13 protein-coding genes are annotated in these 16,393 nt (G+C 56.6%); 7 read left to right on the plus strand and 6 right to left on the minus strand.

What is annotated here, in order from left to right:
* The first annotated feature begins 503 nt into the window (after positions 1-503).
* Together Q3H59_RS11945 and fumA are read left to right on the plus strand one after the other, a co-directional pair.
* The gene (locus Q3H59_RS11945) at positions 504-2,018 is read left to right on the plus strand and encodes an anion permease (RefSeq protein ID WP_137385596.1); all 1,515 of its coding nucleotides are present in this window, start codon (positions 504-506) and stop codon (positions 2,016-2,018) included.
* Positions 2,019-2,182: 164 nt separating this feature from the next.
* The gene (fumA, locus tag Q3H59_RS11950; RefSeq protein WP_309834996.1) at positions 2,183-3,826 is read left to right on the plus strand and encodes a class I fumarate hydratase FumA; all 1,644 of its coding nucleotides are present in this window, start codon (positions 2,183-2,185) and stop codon (positions 3,824-3,826) included.
* A 101-nt stretch (positions 3,827-3,927) separates the two neighbouring features.
* Here the strand turns inward: fumA and Q3H59_RS11955 are convergent, their stop codons facing one another.
* Positions 3,928-4,140 (minus strand): hypothetical protein, encoded by a 213-nt coding sequence (locus Q3H59_RS11955; RefSeq protein ID WP_110865967.1) that lies wholly within the window; start codon positions 4,138-4,140, stop codon positions 3,928-3,930.
* 173 nt (positions 4,141-4,313) lie between these two features.
* Positions 4,314-5,834, minus strand: a complete 1,521-nt coding sequence (locus Q3H59_RS11960) for an aldehyde dehydrogenase family protein (protein ID WP_110865966.1) — start codon at positions 5,832-5,834, stop codon at positions 4,314-4,316.
* 238 nt (positions 5,835-6,072) lie between these two features.
* On the opposite strand from Q3H59_RS11960, the gene Q3H59_RS11965 reads away from it, so the two are divergent.
* Entirely contained in the window at positions 6,073-6,636 is a 564-nt protein-coding gene (locus Q3H59_RS11965) for a class I SAM-dependent methyltransferase (RefSeq protein WP_137385593.1), read from the plus strand.
* On the opposite strand, the gene Q3H59_RS11970 is transcribed toward Q3H59_RS11965, so the two are convergent.
* Positions 6,624-7,349, minus strand: coding sequence for a glutamine amidotransferase (locus Q3H59_RS11970; RefSeq protein WP_309834997.1), 726 nt, complete (start codon positions 7,347-7,349; stop codon positions 6,624-6,626). The two genes, Q3H59_RS11965 and Q3H59_RS11970, sit on opposite strands and share 13 nt — an antisense overlap.
* Before the next feature lie 190 nt (positions 7,350-7,539).
* Here Q3H59_RS11970 and Q3H59_RS11975 point away from each other — a divergent pair, with 190 nt between their 5' ends.
* Positions 7,540-8,424 (plus strand): EamA family transporter, encoded by an 885-nt coding sequence (locus Q3H59_RS11975; protein ID WP_309834999.1) that lies wholly within the window; start codon positions 7,540-7,542, stop codon positions 8,422-8,424.
* Positions 8,425-8,470: 46 nt separating this feature from the next.
* Positions 8,471-9,832, plus strand: coding sequence for a CoA transferase (locus Q3H59_RS11980; protein ID WP_309835000.1), 1,362 nt, complete (start codon positions 8,471-8,473; stop codon positions 9,830-9,832).
* Positions 9,833-9,835: 3 nt separating this feature from the next.
* Here the strand turns inward: Q3H59_RS11980 and Q3H59_RS11985 are convergent, their stop codons facing one another.
* Genes Q3H59_RS11985 through ghrA form a run of 3 tightly spaced genes read right to left on the minus strand, consistent with a single transcriptional unit; the run spans position 9,836 to position 12,124 of the window.
* The gene (locus Q3H59_RS11985; protein WP_101760778.1) at positions 9,836-10,396 is read right to left on the minus strand and encodes a molecular chaperone; all 561 of its coding nucleotides are present in this window, start codon (positions 10,394-10,396) and stop codon (positions 9,836-9,838) included.
* 27 nt (positions 10,397-10,423) lie between these two features.
* Entirely contained in the window at positions 10,424-11,161 is a 738-nt protein-coding gene (locus Q3H59_RS11990; protein WP_137385589.1) for a phosphatase, read from the minus strand.
* Positions 11,162-11,185: 24 nt separating this feature from the next.
* The gene (ghrA, locus tag Q3H59_RS11995) at positions 11,186-12,124 is read right to left on the minus strand and encodes a glyoxylate/hydroxypyruvate reductase GhrA (protein WP_192413605.1); all 939 of its coding nucleotides are present in this window, start codon (positions 12,122-12,124) and stop codon (positions 11,186-11,188) included.
* Positions 12,125-12,331: 207 nt separating this feature from the next.
* On the opposite strand from ghrA, the gene treA reads away from it, so the two are divergent.
* Positions 12,332-14,011: an alpha,alpha-trehalase TreA gene (treA, locus tag Q3H59_RS12000; protein ID WP_277974759.1), complete on the plus strand. Its 1,680-nt coding sequence runs from the start codon at positions 12,332-12,334 to the stop codon at positions 14,009-14,011.
* Between the two features lie 262 nt (positions 14,012-14,273).
* Positions 14,274-16,373, plus strand: coding sequence for a TonB-dependent siderophore receptor (locus tag Q3H59_RS12005; protein ID WP_309835004.1), 2,100 nt, complete (start codon positions 14,274-14,276; stop codon positions 16,371-16,373).
* Positions 16,374-16,393 lie beyond the last annotated feature (20 nt).

Below are 16,393 nucleotides of genomic sequence, written 5' to 3' on the forward strand. Positions count from 1 at the left end.
ATTTTATTTACTTACATAACCTTATTCGTTAGTTATATAAGTTTTACGCATGAAAATAATATTTGAGGCTTATTGCTAAAAGCTGCGCTCCGCTAAGTTTTAACCAAGACTTGACAAAAATCAACTTTTTCCTTACATTTAAAAAAAATCTAGTCTTATCATAAAGATAAATCGTCTCCTTTCTCTGTTTTTTGCTTGATTTGTGCCGTTTTATTCATCTCACACAGTTAATTTTCACCTAATGGTTCGTTAATTAAGGCGCACAGGTTTAAAGCAAAAAAATCACCAATAAATTTTATTGATCTAGATCAAAATAGATATTTTAATTAATCGCATCATAAGCGCATCCATTAGATAATTCGCGCATCGAATTTTGTAAATGGCGATTTATTAAGACTCAGTTTTAAATGTCACGACTAATCTGTTAAAAGGGTTTTGTAACTAAAAAAACCAGCTTGGTTCGGGACGTATATCCGCATTCTCCATAACTTGCAGACAAAACTATGAACACACAAACAACCCAGAGTGAATCCCTCACCGCGCCTCCCGCGGCACCAGGGAAAAAAAAGAACCGCCTGATAATGTTGTGCCTGCCAATTATTGTGGCTGTGCTGTTGCTGCTGGTGCCGACTCCTGCGGGATTGGAACCTTACGCCTGGCACTTCTTCGCCATTTTTGTCGGGGTTATTGTGGGACTGATTTTCGAGCCGCTGCCGGGTGCCGTTATCGGGTTAACCGGCGTGGTGGTGATTGCGCTGTTCAGCCAGTGGGTGCTGTTTAGCCCGGCAGAACTGGCGGATCCCAAGTTCAAAACCGCGGCGCAGTCGTTCAAATGGGCGGTGAGTGGCTTCGGCAACTCCACGGTCTGGCTGATCTTCGGTGCCTTCATGTTCGCCGCAGGCTACGATAAAACCCAGTTCGGTCGCCGCCTGGCGCTGATTCTGGTGAAATATCTGGGCCGTCGTAGCCTGACGCTGGGTTACGCCATTACCTTCGCTGACCTGTTGCTGGCGCCGTTTACGCCATCCAACACCGCGCGCAGCGGTGGTACCATCTATCCCATTATTGCTAACCTGCCGCCGCTCTATGGTTCAAAACCGAACGATCCTAGCGCACGTAAGATTGGTTCATACCTGATGTGGGTTGCCATCACCGCCGCCTGTATCACCAGTTCGATGTTCCTTTCTGCTCTGGCACCAAACCTGCTGGCGCTGGCGCTGGTAAAAAGCGTGGTGGGCTTTGATATCTCATGGGGCATGTGGTTCCTCGCCTTCCTGCCGCTGGGCGTGCTGCTGATTCTCACCATGCCGCTGCTGGCTTACTGGCTTTATCCGCCAGAAGTGAAAGTGAACGATGAAGTACCGCGCTGGGCCACCGCTGAGCTGGCCAAACTCGGTAAACTGAAACGTAACGAAATCCTGCTGCTGGGCTTCGTGGTTGCGGCGCTGATGATGTGGATCTTCGCCACCGCCTGGATTGAGCCCGCAATGGCCGCACTGTTAGTCATCGTGCTGATGCTGTGGACCGGCGTACTCAACTGGAATGACATCACCAGCAATAAAGCCGCCTGGAACACCTTCGCCTGGTTCGCCACGCTGGTCGCGCTGGCGGATGGTTTAGCGCGCGTTGGCTTCATCGCGTGGCTGGGTAAAGAAGGCGCAATGCTGTTGCAAGGCTATGACCCGCAGGTTTCTGCCGTCGTCCTTCTGGTCGCCTTCTACCTGCTGCATTATCTGTTCGCCAGTACCACCGCGCACACCACCGCGCTGCTGCCCGCGATGCTGACCATCGCCGCATCCATTCCGGGCATCAACATGCCGGTGTTCTGCCTGATGATGTGTGTTTCTCTGGGTGTGATGGGCATTATCACCCCGTACGGCACCGGCCCAAGCCCGATTTATTACGGTAGCGGCTATCTGCCAACTAAAGATTACTGGCGCCTGGGCACCATCTTCGGCGCGCTGTTCCTGGTTCTTCTGATGGTTGTCGCCTATCCATGGATGGTGATGATGTTCTGATGATGTTGCTTCGATGTTAAAAACGGAGCCGCGCATTACCGTGAAAATGTTATGATACTCGCCAGTCAGCCCCTGCGGAGGGCTGGCGAGAGAAAATCGAATAACAAACTGCCTAATTTGTCGCCCGTCATGCTGGCGGGCCACACGAAGCTAAGTGAGCCAACATGTCGAACAAACCCTTCTATTATCAGGATCCCTTTCCTCTCGCCAAAGATGATACCGAATACTATCTGCTGAGCCGCGATTACGTCTCGGTGGCCAACTTCGATGGCGAAGAAGTCCTGAAAGTCGATCCCAAAGCGCTGACGCTGCTGGCGAAGCAGGCATTCCACGATGCTTCCTTCATGCTGCGCGCCTCGCATCAGGCGCAGGTCGCGTCCATTCTTGCCGACGATGAAGCCAGCAAGAACGACAAATACGTCGCCCTGCAGTTCCTGCGCAACTCCGAAATTGCCGCCAAAGGCGTGCTGCCAACCTGTCAGGATACTGGCACCGCCATCATCATGGGCAAAAAAGGCCAGCGCGTCTGGACCGGTGGCGGCGATGAAGCCGCACTGTCGCAAGGCGTCTACAACACCTTCATTGAAGATAACCTGCGCTATTCACAGAATGCCGCGCTGGATATGTATAAAGAGGTGAATACCGGCACCAACCTGCCGGCGCAGATCGACCTCTACAGCGTTGATGGCGACGAATACAAATTCCTGTGCATCGCTAAAGGTGGCGGTTCCGCCAACAAAACCTATCTGTATCAGGAAACCAAAGCGCTGATTACGCCCGCCAAATTGAAGAACTACCTGATCGATAAAATGATGTCGCTGGGTACCGCGGCCTGTCCGCCGTACCATATCGCGTTTGTGATTGGCGGGACTTCAGCCGAAGCTACGCTGAAAACCGTCAAACTGGCCTCAACCCACTATTACGATTCGCTGCCGACTGAAGGCAACGAGCATGGTCAGGCGTTCCGCGACATTCAGCTGGAAGAAGAACTGCTGAAAGCATCGCAGGAGCTGGGCCTCGGCGCGCAGTTCGGCGGTAAATATTTTGCGCATGATATCCGCGTGGTGCGTCTGCCGCGTCACGGCGCATCCTGCCCGGTGGGTATGGGCGTGTCATGTTCCGCAGACCGAAATATCAAGGCCAAGATCAACCGTGAAGGCATCTGGATTGAGAAGTTGGAAGACAATCCAGGCCGCTATATTCCGGAAGCGCTGCGTCAGCAGGGTGAAGGCGAAGTGGTGCATGTCGATCTCAACCAGCCGATGAGCGAAATTCTGGCGCTGCTATCGGCTTATCCGGTCTCAACCCGCTTGTCGCTTAACGGCACCATTATCGTGGCGCGCGACATTGCGCACGCCAAGCTGAAAGAGCGCATCGATAACGGCGAAGGCCTGCCGCAGTACATCAAGGACCATCCGGTCTATTACGCGGGTCCAGCGAAGACGCCAGAAGGTTATGCCTCCGGTTCACTCGGCCCAACCACTGCAGGTCGTATGGATTCCTACGTTGATCTGCTGCAGGCCAATGGCGGCAGCATGGTGATGCTGGCGAAGGGCAACCGTAGCAAACAGGTTACCGATGCGTGTCAAAAACACGGCGGCTTCTACCTGGGCAGCATCGGCGGCCCGGCTGCGGTGCTGGCACAGCAGAGCATTAAGAGTCTGGAATGCGTGGAGTATGCCGAACTCGGCATGGAAGCGATCTGGAAGATTGAAGTGGAAAACTTCCCGGCATTCATTTTGGTGGATGACAAAGGAAACGACTTCTTCCAGCAGATTCACAATAACTGTACCGCCTGCGTGAAGTAATCTGCGCATCGCACCACAAAAAAGCCGTTATCTTGTGATAGCGGCTTTTTTATTGCGATATTTCTGACGAATTGATCATCGAATGAGGCAAAACAGAAAGGTTAAAAACGGAATTGGCTCTCCAGTTGACGCAATGTTTCCATGCGCTGTGCCGTGGCGATTTCGCGCGCTTTTACTTCCAGCAGCAGGTCAGCATCGTTTTGGCCAATCACATACACCGCCTGACGCCCAGGCAGGTTAACGGTAATAATATTTTGCTCCACACCGTCCAGCATCTCATCATGCTGTTCCAGGTAGTTATACAACGTGTTCATGAAATCTCCTTGAAAATAGGTGGGCTATTCTGCCCAATCGCCTCCTTTAAACACACAAGACCTGGCTTAAAGATGCCACCTTGATCAGAAAATTCTGGCGAAGTGAATATCCTGCAGCGGCAAGATGACGAAGAGATGAAAAGGCAGCGAGATTGCCCCGCCGCCGTATTCAATCAGAAGAAACCCAGCGGTTGCGTGCTGTAACTCACCAGCAGGTTTTTCGTTTGCTGATAATGATCGAGCATCATTTTGTGGGTTTCGCGACCAATACCCGATTTCTTATAGCCGCCAAACGCCGCGTGCGCCGGATAGAGGTGATAACAGTTAGTCCACACGCGACCGGCTTTAATGGCGCGGCCCATGCGATAGGCGCGATTGATGTCGCGCGTCCAGACGCCCGCGCCCAGTCCGTAAATCGAATCATTGGCGATTGCCAGCGCTTCCGCTTCATCTTTAAAGGTCAGCACACCAACCACCGGGCCAAATATCTCCTCCTGGAACACGCGCATGCTGTTATCCCCTTTGAGCAGTGTCGGCTGGATGTAGTAGCCGCTGGCAAACTCTTCGCCCACTTTCTCTACGCCGCCGCCGTGCAGCACCTGCGCGCCCTCTTGCTGCGCTATTTCCAGATAAGAGAGAATTTTGTCGAACTGCTGCTGCGACGCCTGCGCGCCAATCATGGTTTCGGTATCCAGCGGATCGCCACGTTTAATGGTTTTGATGCGCTTCATTACCGCCGCCATAAACGGCTCAAAGATCGATTCCTGCACTAGCGCGCGCGACGGACAGGTACAAACTTCACCCTGATTAAGGAAGCCCAGCACCACGCCTTCTGCCGCTTTCTCAATGAAACTCTCTTCAGCATCCATGATGTCTTCGAAGAAGATGTTCGGTGACTTGCCGCCCAGTTCAACGGTGGACGGGATCAGGCTTTTCGCCGCCAGCTCCAGAATATGGCCGCCGGTGGCAGTGGATCCGGTGAAGGCGATTTTGGCGATGCCCGGATGGGATGCCAGCGCTTCGCCTGCCTCTTTACCGTAGCCGTGTACCACGTTGATAACACCCGGCGGCAGCAGATCTTTGATCACGTCCATAAACAGCGTAATCGACAGCGGTGTTTGCTCGGCCGGTTTCAACACCACGCAGTTACCTGCGCCGAGCGCAGGCGCCAGTTTCCATGCCGCCATCAGCAGCGGGAAGTTCCACGGAATGATTTGCCCGACCACGCCCAGCGGTTCGTGGAAGTGATAGGCGGCGGTGAACTCATCGATTTCAGCGGCGGTGCCTTCCTGCGCACGCACGCAGCCAGCGAAATAGCGGAAGTGATCGACCGCCAGCGGCAGATCCGCCGCCAGCGTTTCACGCACCGGCTTACCGTTATCCCAGGTTTCGTTGACCGCGATATATTCCAGATTCTCTTCCAGCCGATCGGCAATTTTCAGCAGCACCAGCGAGCGTGCCTGCGGCGAGGTTTTGCCCCACGCATCGGCAGCGGCCTGGGCGGCAGCCACGGCGTTATCGATATCGGCGCGGTCCGAACGGGGAAACTCGCCAATGGTAGAAGCATTGATCGGTGAAGTGTTGACGAAGTAGTTACCGTTCACCGGCGCAACAAATTCGCCGTTGATAAAGTTGCCATAACGCGATTGCAGAGTAATAAGAGAACCTTGTTCTCCCGGAGCAGCGTAACGCATGGTGTTTCTCCTTGCGGGACAGAGTGGCGATTAACAACTATGAAACCTGTTATTAACATTGGGCGATCCACGCCAGCCTGTCAGATCGTAAAAGGGGAAACTGTGACCGCACCGAAGGAAATGTGGCGAGCGTAGGCCGCTACAGATAATTCCGAGTTTTCCCGCTTATGCCGCAAAAAGCGGAACATGGGCGAAATATGTGGTCAATATGAAGCAGGATACTAACCAGGAGAAACAGATGTTGGCTTCAGCCCTGACGTTAATGCGTGCCAAAGCGAACTTTGTTCAGCAATTTATCCGCAACCCGCGCAAAATGGGCAGCATCACGCCCTCTTCCGCCGCGCTGTGCCGCACCATGTGCGATGCGGTGAACTGGGATAACAGCCTGCGTATCGCCGAACTGGGCGCCGGTGATGGCGTGCTCACACGCCACGTGCTGGCGCGCATGTCACCGCAAGCACAGCTTGATGTGTTCGAAATCTGCCCGGAACTGGTGAAAAGCCTGCGTGGATTGCCTGATGCGCGCATGCAGGTACGCGCCTGTTCGGCGGAATATCTCGCCGGGGAATATGATGTGATTTTTTCTGGCCTGCCGCTGCTGTCATTACCGCCCGCCACGCGCGATAACATCCTCAGTGCGGTGCATGATGCGCTGGGTCCACGCGGCGTATTCGTGCAGTTTCAATACACCTCGTTCACCCAGCCAAATTTGTCACGCTACTTCACCTGGGAACGCCAGCGGGTGCTGAAAAATATGCCACCCGCGTGGGTTTATCGCTGCACGCGCAACTACGCGCCCTGAGCCTGTGCGCGCGGCTGCGGCCGCGTTTGTAGCCAGAAGCTGCGCAACAGTTCGCGCGACCAATCTTCGCCTGAAAGAACCGTGCCATCGTCACTGACGCCCGCCGATAAACAGGCGGTCATAATCTCGCGGGTAAATTCCGGATGGAACTGCACCGACAGCGCCTGCGGTGAATAACGCAAAATCTGACAACCATCCTGCGCCGAGCTCGCCAGCACCTGCGCATGCTGCGGCGGCGTTAACACCGATTGCCGATGTGACAACCACGCCTGAAACTCGCCAGGTAGATCGGCCAGCCAGGGATCGTTGTGCCCCTGCGCATTGCGCGTCAGCGGTTTCAGTCCACGCTCCCAGCCCTGCGGGTTATCGCCCACTTTGCCACCCAGCGCATACGCCATCAGTTGATGCCCGTAACAGACGCCCAGCAGCGGCAGCTCCGCCTCCAGCGCGCCACGAATCCAGGCGGCGGTGCGTTCGCTCCAGTCAGCGTGATCGGTGACCATCGCCCAGGAACCGCTGAGGATCGCGCCACTGACGCGGTCAAAGGCCGGTAAATCATCGCCCAGATGCGGACGCACAATCACATAGTCATCGGGCTGCAGTTGCAGCGCGTCGATAAACCAGCGGGGTTGTTCACCAATTTGCGCCACAACCTGCGGCGGCGGGACTTCGAGTTGAATCAGAGCAAGAGGTAAAGCGCGGGTGTGTGTCATGCCGAATACGGTCCTCGTTATGGTCGCCTTTCGGACGTCCACTTTGACAGTAAATCAGCGACATGTCTTATTTTTTTCCTGCATAAGCTAATGCTTAAGCGAAAAAAATGTTGCCCGACATGCCCGAAGTGCGCGCCTTCATGCCATCATTAGCCGGTGATCATCTTTGTACAGCGTGAAGGAAGACCTCGTGGCAGTGCGGCATTTTTTTATGGTTCTGATGGTGGTTTCCATCTGGGCTTTCAACAACGTGGCGGTGAAGTGGGGATTACTGGAGCTTCCGCCGCTGTTTCTCACCTGGATGCGCTTTGTGGTGGTAGCGATTGTGCTGGTGCCATTCTGCCGCATTACGCGCGCACAATTGCCGTGGCTGCTGACGCTGGCATTCACCTTCGGTTTTATGCACTTCTCGCTGCTGTTTGTCGGCATGCGCTACACCGATGCCGGCACCGGCGCCATCGTAGTTCAGCTAGGTACGCCGATTGCCATGCTGCTGGCGATGGTGATTCTCAAAGAGAAATTGCGGCTGGTGCAGCTGTTTGGTATCGCCATTTCGCTGAGCGGCGTGGCGGTGCTGTCGGGCAGTCCGACCATTCCGGCCTGGTGGGTGCTTTGTATTCTGTTGTGTAGCGCGTTTGGCTGGGCGATCAGCAATATGATTGTGAAAAAATCGCCGCCGATACAACCGTTGACGCTCACCGGCTGGATCTCCTTCCTTGCAGTGCCAATTGTCGGTGCCGCTTCGTGGCTGACCGAATCCCATCAGTTTTATGCGCTGAGCCACGCCGGCTGGCGCGGCTGGTTTGGCATTCTTTATAGCGCGCTCGCCTCGTCGATTGTTGCCTATACGCTGTGGTACGCGCTGCTGAAGAAATACAACGTCAACCTGATCATGCCCTATTCCTTGCTGACGCCGGTGCTGGCGGTATTGATGGGCGTTTTCGTCTTGGGTGACAGCATGAACAGCTTTAAGATCCTCGGTGTATCACTGGTGGTGCTGGGCACCGCGATTGCGGTGATCAACCTGCGTAACCTGCGGATGCACGCGCGTTTTCCGCGCTTGCGCCGCCGTTAATGCGCTCTGCTATGCTTGAGTCTCGCGCGTTTTCCGGAGACTCAACATGGATTCTCAACGTGCTGCCGCACTGTGGCAGCAAATGTGGCAGGGATTGCGAGGCGCAGACCCGCTTCCCTCACCGACTTTTCTCCAGCCCGACACTTTTTCCTCTGCCTTTGCCGTCAGCGAATTAGCGGCCACCAGCATCGGCCTCGCCAGCCAGGCGCTAAGCGATCTGCTCGGCCAATCCGCGCCGGTCAGCGTTAATGTCCGTCTCGCCTCGCGCTGGTTTCAGCACAGCCTGATCCCGCTCAATCGACCGCCTGCTGCGCTGTGGGATGAATTCGCCGGTGATTACGCCAGCGCCGACGGCTGGATCCGCCTGCACACCAACGCGGCACATCATCGTGCGGCGATGGAGCGCGTGCTCGGCCAGCATGCCGATCGTGCCGCGCTGGCCGATGCGGTGGCCCGCTGGCCCGCCGCCACGCTGGAACAGGCGGTGATTGATGCCGGCGGCTGCGCCGCGCAGATGCGCAGCGAAGCGCAATGGCTGCAGCATCCGCAAGGCAGCGCCGTGCAGCAGGAAGCGCTGATTGCCCAACAGACCACCGACGCCGCCCCGCCGCCCGCCTGGTCACTGTCGCCCGCGCGGCCGCTGCTCGGCGTGCGCGTACTGGATCTCACGCGCATCATTGCCGGACCGGTGGCGACGCGTTTTCTCGCCAGCCTCGGTGCGCAGGTGCTGCGCATCGATCCGCCCGACTGGCACGAACCGACGCTGGAAGAGGAGATCACCTGCGGCAAACGCTGCGCGCGGCTTGATATCAAATCCCGCGCCGGGCGCGAGCAGCTGCGCCAGCTGTTGCAGCACAGCGATGTGCTGGTACACGGTTATCGTGCTGATGCGCTGGAAAAACTCGGGCTGGATGCCGATACGCGCCGCCAACTCGCGCCGGGCCTGGTGGATGTCAGCCTCAATGCGTGGGGCTGGAGCGGGCCATGGCGCAACCGGCGCGGCTTCGACAGTCTGGTACAGATGGGCTGCGGCATCGCCGAACAAGGCATGCGCTGGAGCGGCAATAATCAACCGACGCCGCTGCCGGTGCAGGCGCTCGATCACGCCACCGGTTATCTGATGGCCGCGGCGGTGCTGGAAGGTTTGCGTCAGCGCTTGACCAACGGCGTTGGCTGGCAGGCGCGCTTATCGCTGGCACGCACCGCGCGGCTGTTGCAGCAGTTCGGTGACGCGCCGCAGAATGCGCAAAACGGTATCTACGCGCAGCACGATGACGCGCTGAGCGCGATAGAGATCAATCAGTGGGGAATTGCGGAGAGATTGCGTGCCGCAGCGTATTTGCCCGGCACGCCAATGATCTGCGCAACGCCAGGCGTGAAGCTTGGCAGCAGCGCAGCAAGCTGGTAACGATTACGCCTCGTCGCCCTGCTCTTCGTTCAGTTCGTCGTACATCGCTTGCATTGCCTCACGGCTCAGCGCCGCCAGCGTGCGGTAAAACGCCGTGGTGGCATGCGCTTCCACTTTGCCGAGGAACGCGCCGCACCACGGCAGCAGATACTCATCAAACAGCGCCAGCTGCGCGGCAGATTCATCCTCTGCCGACTGATCTTCCAGCCAGGATGCCGCCAGCAGCAGCACGCCAAAGTGATCGGCAGGCGCTTCGCTCAGCGGCATGCCGCGCGCGCTGAGAAACGCACGCACGTCTGCTTCAGCAACACCGTTCGGCCATTGTGATGCGTACGGCGGCACGCTGCACTCGCTGCCGACAAACAGCGCATTGTAGTCAGCGGCCAGCGCCTGCGGATCGCTATTCTGCTGCAGGCGCGTCAACAGTTCGTCCTGCTCCAGCGGCCACTGCTGTTGCAGTTTGCCTTCACGCAGCAGAGTGAACAGCGGCACCAGCAGCGGATCCTGCGGCTGGCGATTAAACAGCGAGCCGATGACGCGGCAGAGTATGGAAAACTCATTCATGCAACAGAATTCCTTGAGGTAAAAAAGTTAAAAATCAGCAAATTCGGGAATCGTTTTGCCGGTGCGCAACGCGAGAAAGTCGAGCAGGCGACGCGGCGTGACATTTAACACGCGATCTTCGGGAAAATCCACTTCGCTGGTGATGCGCAGGCAGTGTTCGAAATTGCCCAGCGTAAACGCGGTATGCGAATCGGAACCAAACGCCAGACGTCCACCGGCATCACGCACCGCTTCGGCAATGGCGCGACAGTTCGGTTCGCTGCCCGGACGCGAATGGGTAAAGGAGGAGTTGTTGATCTCCAGCGCCACATCGTAATGCGCGGCGGCTTCGGCAATTGCGCGAATATCCACCGGGAACTTCGGGTTGCCCGGATGCGAAATGATATGCACCAAACCGCCCGCCATCGCCGCAATCATCGCTTCAGTGTGATGTGCTTTGTCACGCGGCGCATAAACCGGTTCGTGGAAGCCCGCGACAATCAGGTCCAGCGCATCCAGCATTGGGCCGCTGCAATCGATCTCGCCCTGCTGATTTTTGATATTGGCTTCGATACCGCGCAGCACGCCAACGCCATCAATCACGCGCGGCCAAATGCGCATGTTGACGAAATGCCAATAGTGCGGCGCATCGGCCATATCCGGGCCGTGATCGGTAATCGCGAACAGCTTCAGGCCGTTCTGTTTCGCCTGCGCCACATAATCATGCAGCGTGCTGTAAGCGTGCGTGCTGGCAACGGTGTGCATATGTAAATCAACGGGATACATCTTCATCTCCTGACCCAATGGGAATTAATAACCGCGCTGGCGATCGACCAAACCACCCGGCTGTTGACCTTGCTCCAGAGCAAGTATGGCATCCGCAATGTAATCCATCGCCTCGCCTGGCAAGGTAATCGCCGCAGTATGTGGCGTGATTGTGACATGCGGATGAGACCACAACGGATGATCCTGCGGCAGCGGCTCGCGCTGGAACACATCCAGCGCAGCGGCGGCCAGTTGACCGCTGTTGAGCGCCGCCAGCAGATCGGCTTCTACCACATGCGCACCGCGCGCCAGGTTGAGGAAGCAGGCGCCGTGCGGCAATGCGTTAAGCAGCTGGCTATCAATCAGGTTGGTGGTTTCCGGCGTGGTCGGCAGCAGATCGATCAGCACCTGCGTGCCCGCCAGGAAAGCATTGAGCTGTTCGCGGCCATGGAAGCTTTGCACACCGTCGATCTGCTTCGGCGAACGGCTCCAGCTGCGTAACGGGAAGCCCCACTGACGCAAACTTTCCAGCACGCTACGGCCTAATACGCCCGCGCCGAGCACACCAATGGTAAAGTTTTCGCGATCGAAACCGTCAAGCTCCTGCCAGCAAGCCTGCTGCTGCAGTTGACGATAGTCGGCGAAACGGCGGAACCAGCCCAGCACGCACCAGTTGGCGTACTCCTGCATCTGACGCGCCATGCCGGTATCTTCCAGGCGGAATAACGGCACGGTGTCGGCCAGCATCTGTGGATTGTCACGCAGCTGTTTGAGGATTTCGTCGACGCCCGCGCCCATGGCAAACACACCTTTCAGCTGACGCCCCGCCAGCATCTCGACCGGCGGAGAACGCACTACCGCATAATCGGCCGGCGCGTTGTCGCCCGGCTGCCAGTCACGCACGCGCGCCTCCGGCAAACGCTGACGCAAACCCTCCAGCCAACCTTGCGGCGCCAGCGACGGGTGATACCAGATTATCTCCATACGACTCTCCTTTTTTTGCTTCAGCCTCAGGCAAATAGCCGTACAGGGCAAGCAAAAACCTTAGCCTTGAGGCAATTTCTCACGTGATTAATTCCGGGCGCTTCACATTTCCACCGCTGTGCGAGGCTAAGCGGCGCGATTACGACTAAAGTTGTTCGGGTGGTCAATGCGTTAGCACACCACCTTTTCGGACAAGGAGAAAAACCGATGATAAAAAATGCCGTATTCACGCCCGCGCGTCTGACCTTTTTACTTAGCGCCGCGTTGCTGGCCGGTGCCACCGCCGCACACGCCGACGATCAAAGCCGCATGCTCAGCAACCAACCGCAGCCACCGGATGTGCGCCTGGGACCGTTGTTCAATGCGGTACAGCAGGCTAAATTTTATCCGGATCAGAAAACCTTCGCCGATGCGGTGCCGAAATCCAATCCCTCGTCGATTCTGGCCGACTGGCAGATGCAAAAAAACCAGCGCAACTTCGATCTCAAGCATTTTGTCGACAGCAACTTCACGCTGCCAAAAGAGGGTGACAAATATGTGCCGCCCGCCGGGCAAAGCCTGCGTGAGCACATCAACGGTTTATGGCCGGTGCTGACGCGTACCGCGCAAAGTGCCAGTCAGTACGATTCGCTGCTGCCGCTGCCCAAACCTTACGTGGTGCCTGGCGGACGCTTCCGCGAAGTGTATTACTGGGACAGCTACTTCACCATGCTTGGCCTGGCGGAGAGCGGTCACTGGGATCGCGTGCAGGATATGGTGGATAACTTCGCCACCGAACTGGATAAATATGGTCATATTCCCAACGGCAACCGCAGCTACTATCTCAGCCGCTCGCAGCCGCCGTTCTTCAGCTTGATGGTTGACCTGCTGGCAACGCACAAAGGCGACGACGTCTATCGCCAATATCTGCCGCAGCTGCAGAAAGAGTACGATTACTGGATGGCGGACAGCGACAAAGTGGCGGCCGGCCAGGCCAGCAAACGGGTGATCAAACTCAGCGACGGCACGCTGCTTAACCGTTACTGGGACGATCGCGATGCGCCGCGTACCGAATCCTGGCTGGATGACGTCAACACCGCGAATAAAGCGCCGGAGCGCAATAAGCAGCAGGTCTATCGCGATCTGCGTGCGGGCGCGGCTTCGGGCTGGGATTTCAGTTCGCGCTGGTTCACCGATGCGCACAATCTGGCGTCCATCCGTACCACGCAGCTGGCACCGGTTGATCTCAACAGCCTGATTTTCCACCTCGAACAAACATTGTCCAAAGCCGCCAAACTGGATAAGCAGGATGACAAAGCCAAACAGTTCGCGGCGGATGCTGAGAAACGTCAGGCGGCGATCAATCGCTACCTGTGGGATGAGAAAAAAGGCTGGTACGCCGATTACGATTTCCAGAAGAAGCAGGTGCATTCACAGCTGACCGCTGCGACGCTATTTCCGCTCTATATGCAGCTCGCGAGCGATAAGCAAGCTGAACGCACCGCTTCCGCAGTTGAAAAACAGCTGCTGAAACCCGGCGGACTGGTGACCACCACGGTGAATAACGGCCAGCAATGGGATGCACCAAACGGTTGGGCGCCGCTGCAATGGGTGGCGGTAGAAGGTCTGGAGCATTACAAGCAGCCGAAGTTGGCGCAACAGATTGGTCAGCGCTTCCTGCAGAACGTGCAGGCGACCTACGACAAGGAACATAAGCTGGTCGAGAAATACGTGGTTGAAGGCGCGCAGCTGGGCGGCGGTGGCGGCGGTGAATATCCGCTGCAGGACGGCTTCGGCTGGACCAATGGCGTGACGCTGAAGCTGCTGGATAAGTACTGCCCGAAAGACAAAACCTGTAATAACGCTGGCGATATCCCGAATATGCCGGTTTTAAGTCGCGCGAAGTAATTACCTCTATTCTGCCGGGCGAATAAGCCCGGCAACTGCACATTCCCGTAGCGGCGCGATTTACTGCGCGATCCAAAGCTGGGCAAGGTGCAACTAATGCCATGCGCGATAAATCGCGCCGCTACGGCTCGTGCCTGTCATCTGTGCATTTTCCTCACATCCCTCTAGCAACAAACTCACATCTTGAAACATTCGCGACAAAAGATAATAATTCTCAATCTGATATCGATAGCTATTCCCATTAAAATAACAGGAACCTCTCATGACCTCGTTGTTTACCCTTAAACGTGGCCGCGTACTGTGCGCGCTTGCGCTGGCTTTACCCGCGGCAAGCTTCGCTGAAGAGTCGATTGTCGTGACAGCGCAACCGCAAGAGAGCGCCACCTCGCCGACGCAGGGCTATCTCGCCACGCGCAGCAGCGGTGCCAGCAAAAGCGATCAGCCGCTGATCACTACGCCGCAGTCAATTTCGGTAGTGACGCGTCAGCAGATGGAAGATCAGGGCGCGCAGGATCTCAATCAGGCGCTGGGTTACACGCCGGGCGTCTTCACCAACTTTGGCGGCGCGGCCACGCGTTATGACACCATCGCGCTGCGTGGTTTCCACGGCGGCGATGTCGATAACACCTTCCTCGATGGCCTGCGCGTGATGAGTGACGGCGGCAGCTTCAACATCCTGCAGGTGGATAACTGGTTCCTCGACCGCATCGATGTGATTAAAGGTCCCTCCTCCGCGCTCTACGGCCAAACGGTGCCGGGCGGATTGGTGAATATGGTGAGCAAGCGCCCGCAGTTTGCTGAAGAGGGCCACTTCCGCCTGGCGACCGGCACCAACGCCACCAATAACGCCGCCTTTGATTACACCAACGCCATCAACGATCAGTGGGCATTTCGCGTAACCGGCATTACGCGCAACAGCGATACCCAATACGATCACACCCGTGAAGAGAAATATGCGATTTCGCCACAGCTGATGTGGCAGCCAAGTGAAGATACCAACTTAGTGCTGCGCGCCTACCTGCAGAAAGATCCGTCCGGCGGCTATCACGGCTCGGTACCGGCGGAAGGCACGCTCTATAGCCATAATGGCCGCAAATTGAGCGACAGTTTCTATGAAGGTGACACTGCGCTCGATCAGTTCAAACGTCGCGAGCAGATTTACAGCTATGACTTCTCGCATCGCTTCAACGATGTGTGGTCGGTGTACTCCACCGGCAGCTACAGCCACTCCAATACCGAGCTCGATCAGGTTTATCAGATTGGCTGGAACGCAACGAATCCAGACCTGCTGAACCGCTACTACTCCGGTGAGCGTTCATCGCTGAGCGCGTGGGCCAACGACAACCGCTTGCAGGCCGATTTCGCTACCGGCGCGGTTCAGCATCGCGTGACGCTGGGCGCGGAATACCATCGCTATAAAAACGACATCACCAAAGCCAGCGGTGCCGCCAGCGCGCTGAATGCGTGGAACGGCGAAGAAGTGGGCATCATGCCAGACTTCGACTGGACATCGCAGACGCGCCGCTACTATCAAACCGGTTTGTATCTGCAGGATGAGTTGCAGCTCGATCGCTGGCATCTGGATTTGTCAGGACGCTACGATCGCATCGTGTCGGAAAACGGCACCAGCCGTCGTCAGGACGATCACATCAGCGGCCGCGCTGCACTGTTATATGCCTTCGAGAACGGCATCTCGCCTTATGTCAGCTGGAGCCAGGCAATAACGCCGGCTTCGTTAACCGATCCTTTCGGCAATCAGCTAAAACCGACTACGTCAGAGCAGTATGAAGCGGGCGTGAAATATCAGCCGCTGGGCACGCGCGATATGTACTCAATCGCGGTGTACGATTTGACCCAGGACGATGTCGCCAACCGTAACGTGCTGGACGGCACTTACACGCCGTCGGGCAAAGTGCATTCGCAGGGCATTGAACTTGAGGCGCGTAATCAGCTGACGTCGCGTTTTAGCACCATCGCCGGCTACACACTAAATCATCTGCGCTTTAAAGATTCGGTGGACGGTAACGATGGCCATACGCCGTATGTGACGCCGAACAGCATGGCATCGTTGTGGGGACATTATCAGTTTGACTACGGCTTGAGCGCCGGTGCGGGTGTGCGCTATATCGGTAAACAGTGGGCGGATAACGAGAACACCACGCGTCTGCCATCGGTAACGCTGTTTGATGCGTCGGTTCGCGCCGATCTTGGCGCATGGAACTCAAAGCTGAAAGGCGCCTGGCTGCAGGTGAATGCCAACAACCTGACCGATAAGACGTATCTGGCCGCCTGTTACGGCACCGGTTACTGCTATCGCGGTGCCGAGCGCACGGTCATGGCCACGGTGGGCTACGACTTTTAATCAGGCATAAAAAAAATCCG

Source organism: Pantoea sp. SORGH_AS_0659 (assembly GCF_031453915.1).
Taxonomy (GTDB): domain Bacteria; phylum Pseudomonadota; class Gammaproteobacteria; order Enterobacterales; family Enterobacteriaceae; genus Pantoea; species Pantoea leporis.

Coding starts and splice junctions, on each gene's coding strand:
- Q3H59_RS11945 (WP_137385596.1), top strand. CDS start 504: ATGAACACACAAACAACCCAGAGTGAATCCCTCACCGCGCCTCCCGCG.
- fumA (WP_309834996.1), top strand. CDS start 2,183: ATGTCGAACAAACCCTTCTATTATCAGGATCCCTTTCCTCTCGCCAAA.
- Q3H59_RS11955 (WP_110865967.1), bottom strand. CDS start 4,140: ATGAACACGTTGTATAACTACCTGGAACAGCATGATGAGATGCTGGAC.
- Q3H59_RS11960 (WP_110865966.1), bottom strand. CDS start 5,834: ATGCGTTACGCTGCTCCGGGAGAACAAGGTTCTCTTATTACTCTGCAA.
- Q3H59_RS11965 (WP_137385593.1), top strand. CDS start 6,073: ATGTTGGCTTCAGCCCTGACGTTAATGCGTGCCAAAGCGAACTTTGTT.
- Q3H59_RS11970 (WP_309834997.1), bottom strand. CDS start 7,349: ATGACACACACCCGCGCTTTACCTCTTGCTCTGATTCAACTCGAAGTC.
- Q3H59_RS11980 (WP_309835000.1), top strand. CDS start 8,471: ATGGATTCTCAACGTGCTGCCGCACTGTGGCAGCAAATGTGGCAGGGA.
- Q3H59_RS11985 (WP_101760778.1), bottom strand. CDS start 10,396: ATGAATGAGTTTTCCATACTCTGCCGCGTCATCGGCTCGCTGTTTAAT.
- Q3H59_RS11990 (WP_137385589.1), bottom strand. CDS start 11,161: ATGTATCCCGTTGATTTACATATGCACACCGTTGCCAGCACGCACGCT.
- ghrA (WP_192413605.1), bottom strand. CDS start 12,124: ATGGAGATAATCTGGTATCACCCGTCGCTGGCGCCGCAAGGTTGGCTG.
- treA (WP_277974759.1), top strand. CDS start 12,332: ATGATAAAAAATGCCGTATTCACGCCCGCGCGTCTGACCTTTTTACTT.
- Q3H59_RS12005 (WP_309835004.1), top strand. CDS start 14,274: ATGACCTCGTTGTTTACCCTTAAACGTGGCCGCGTACTGTGCGCGCTT.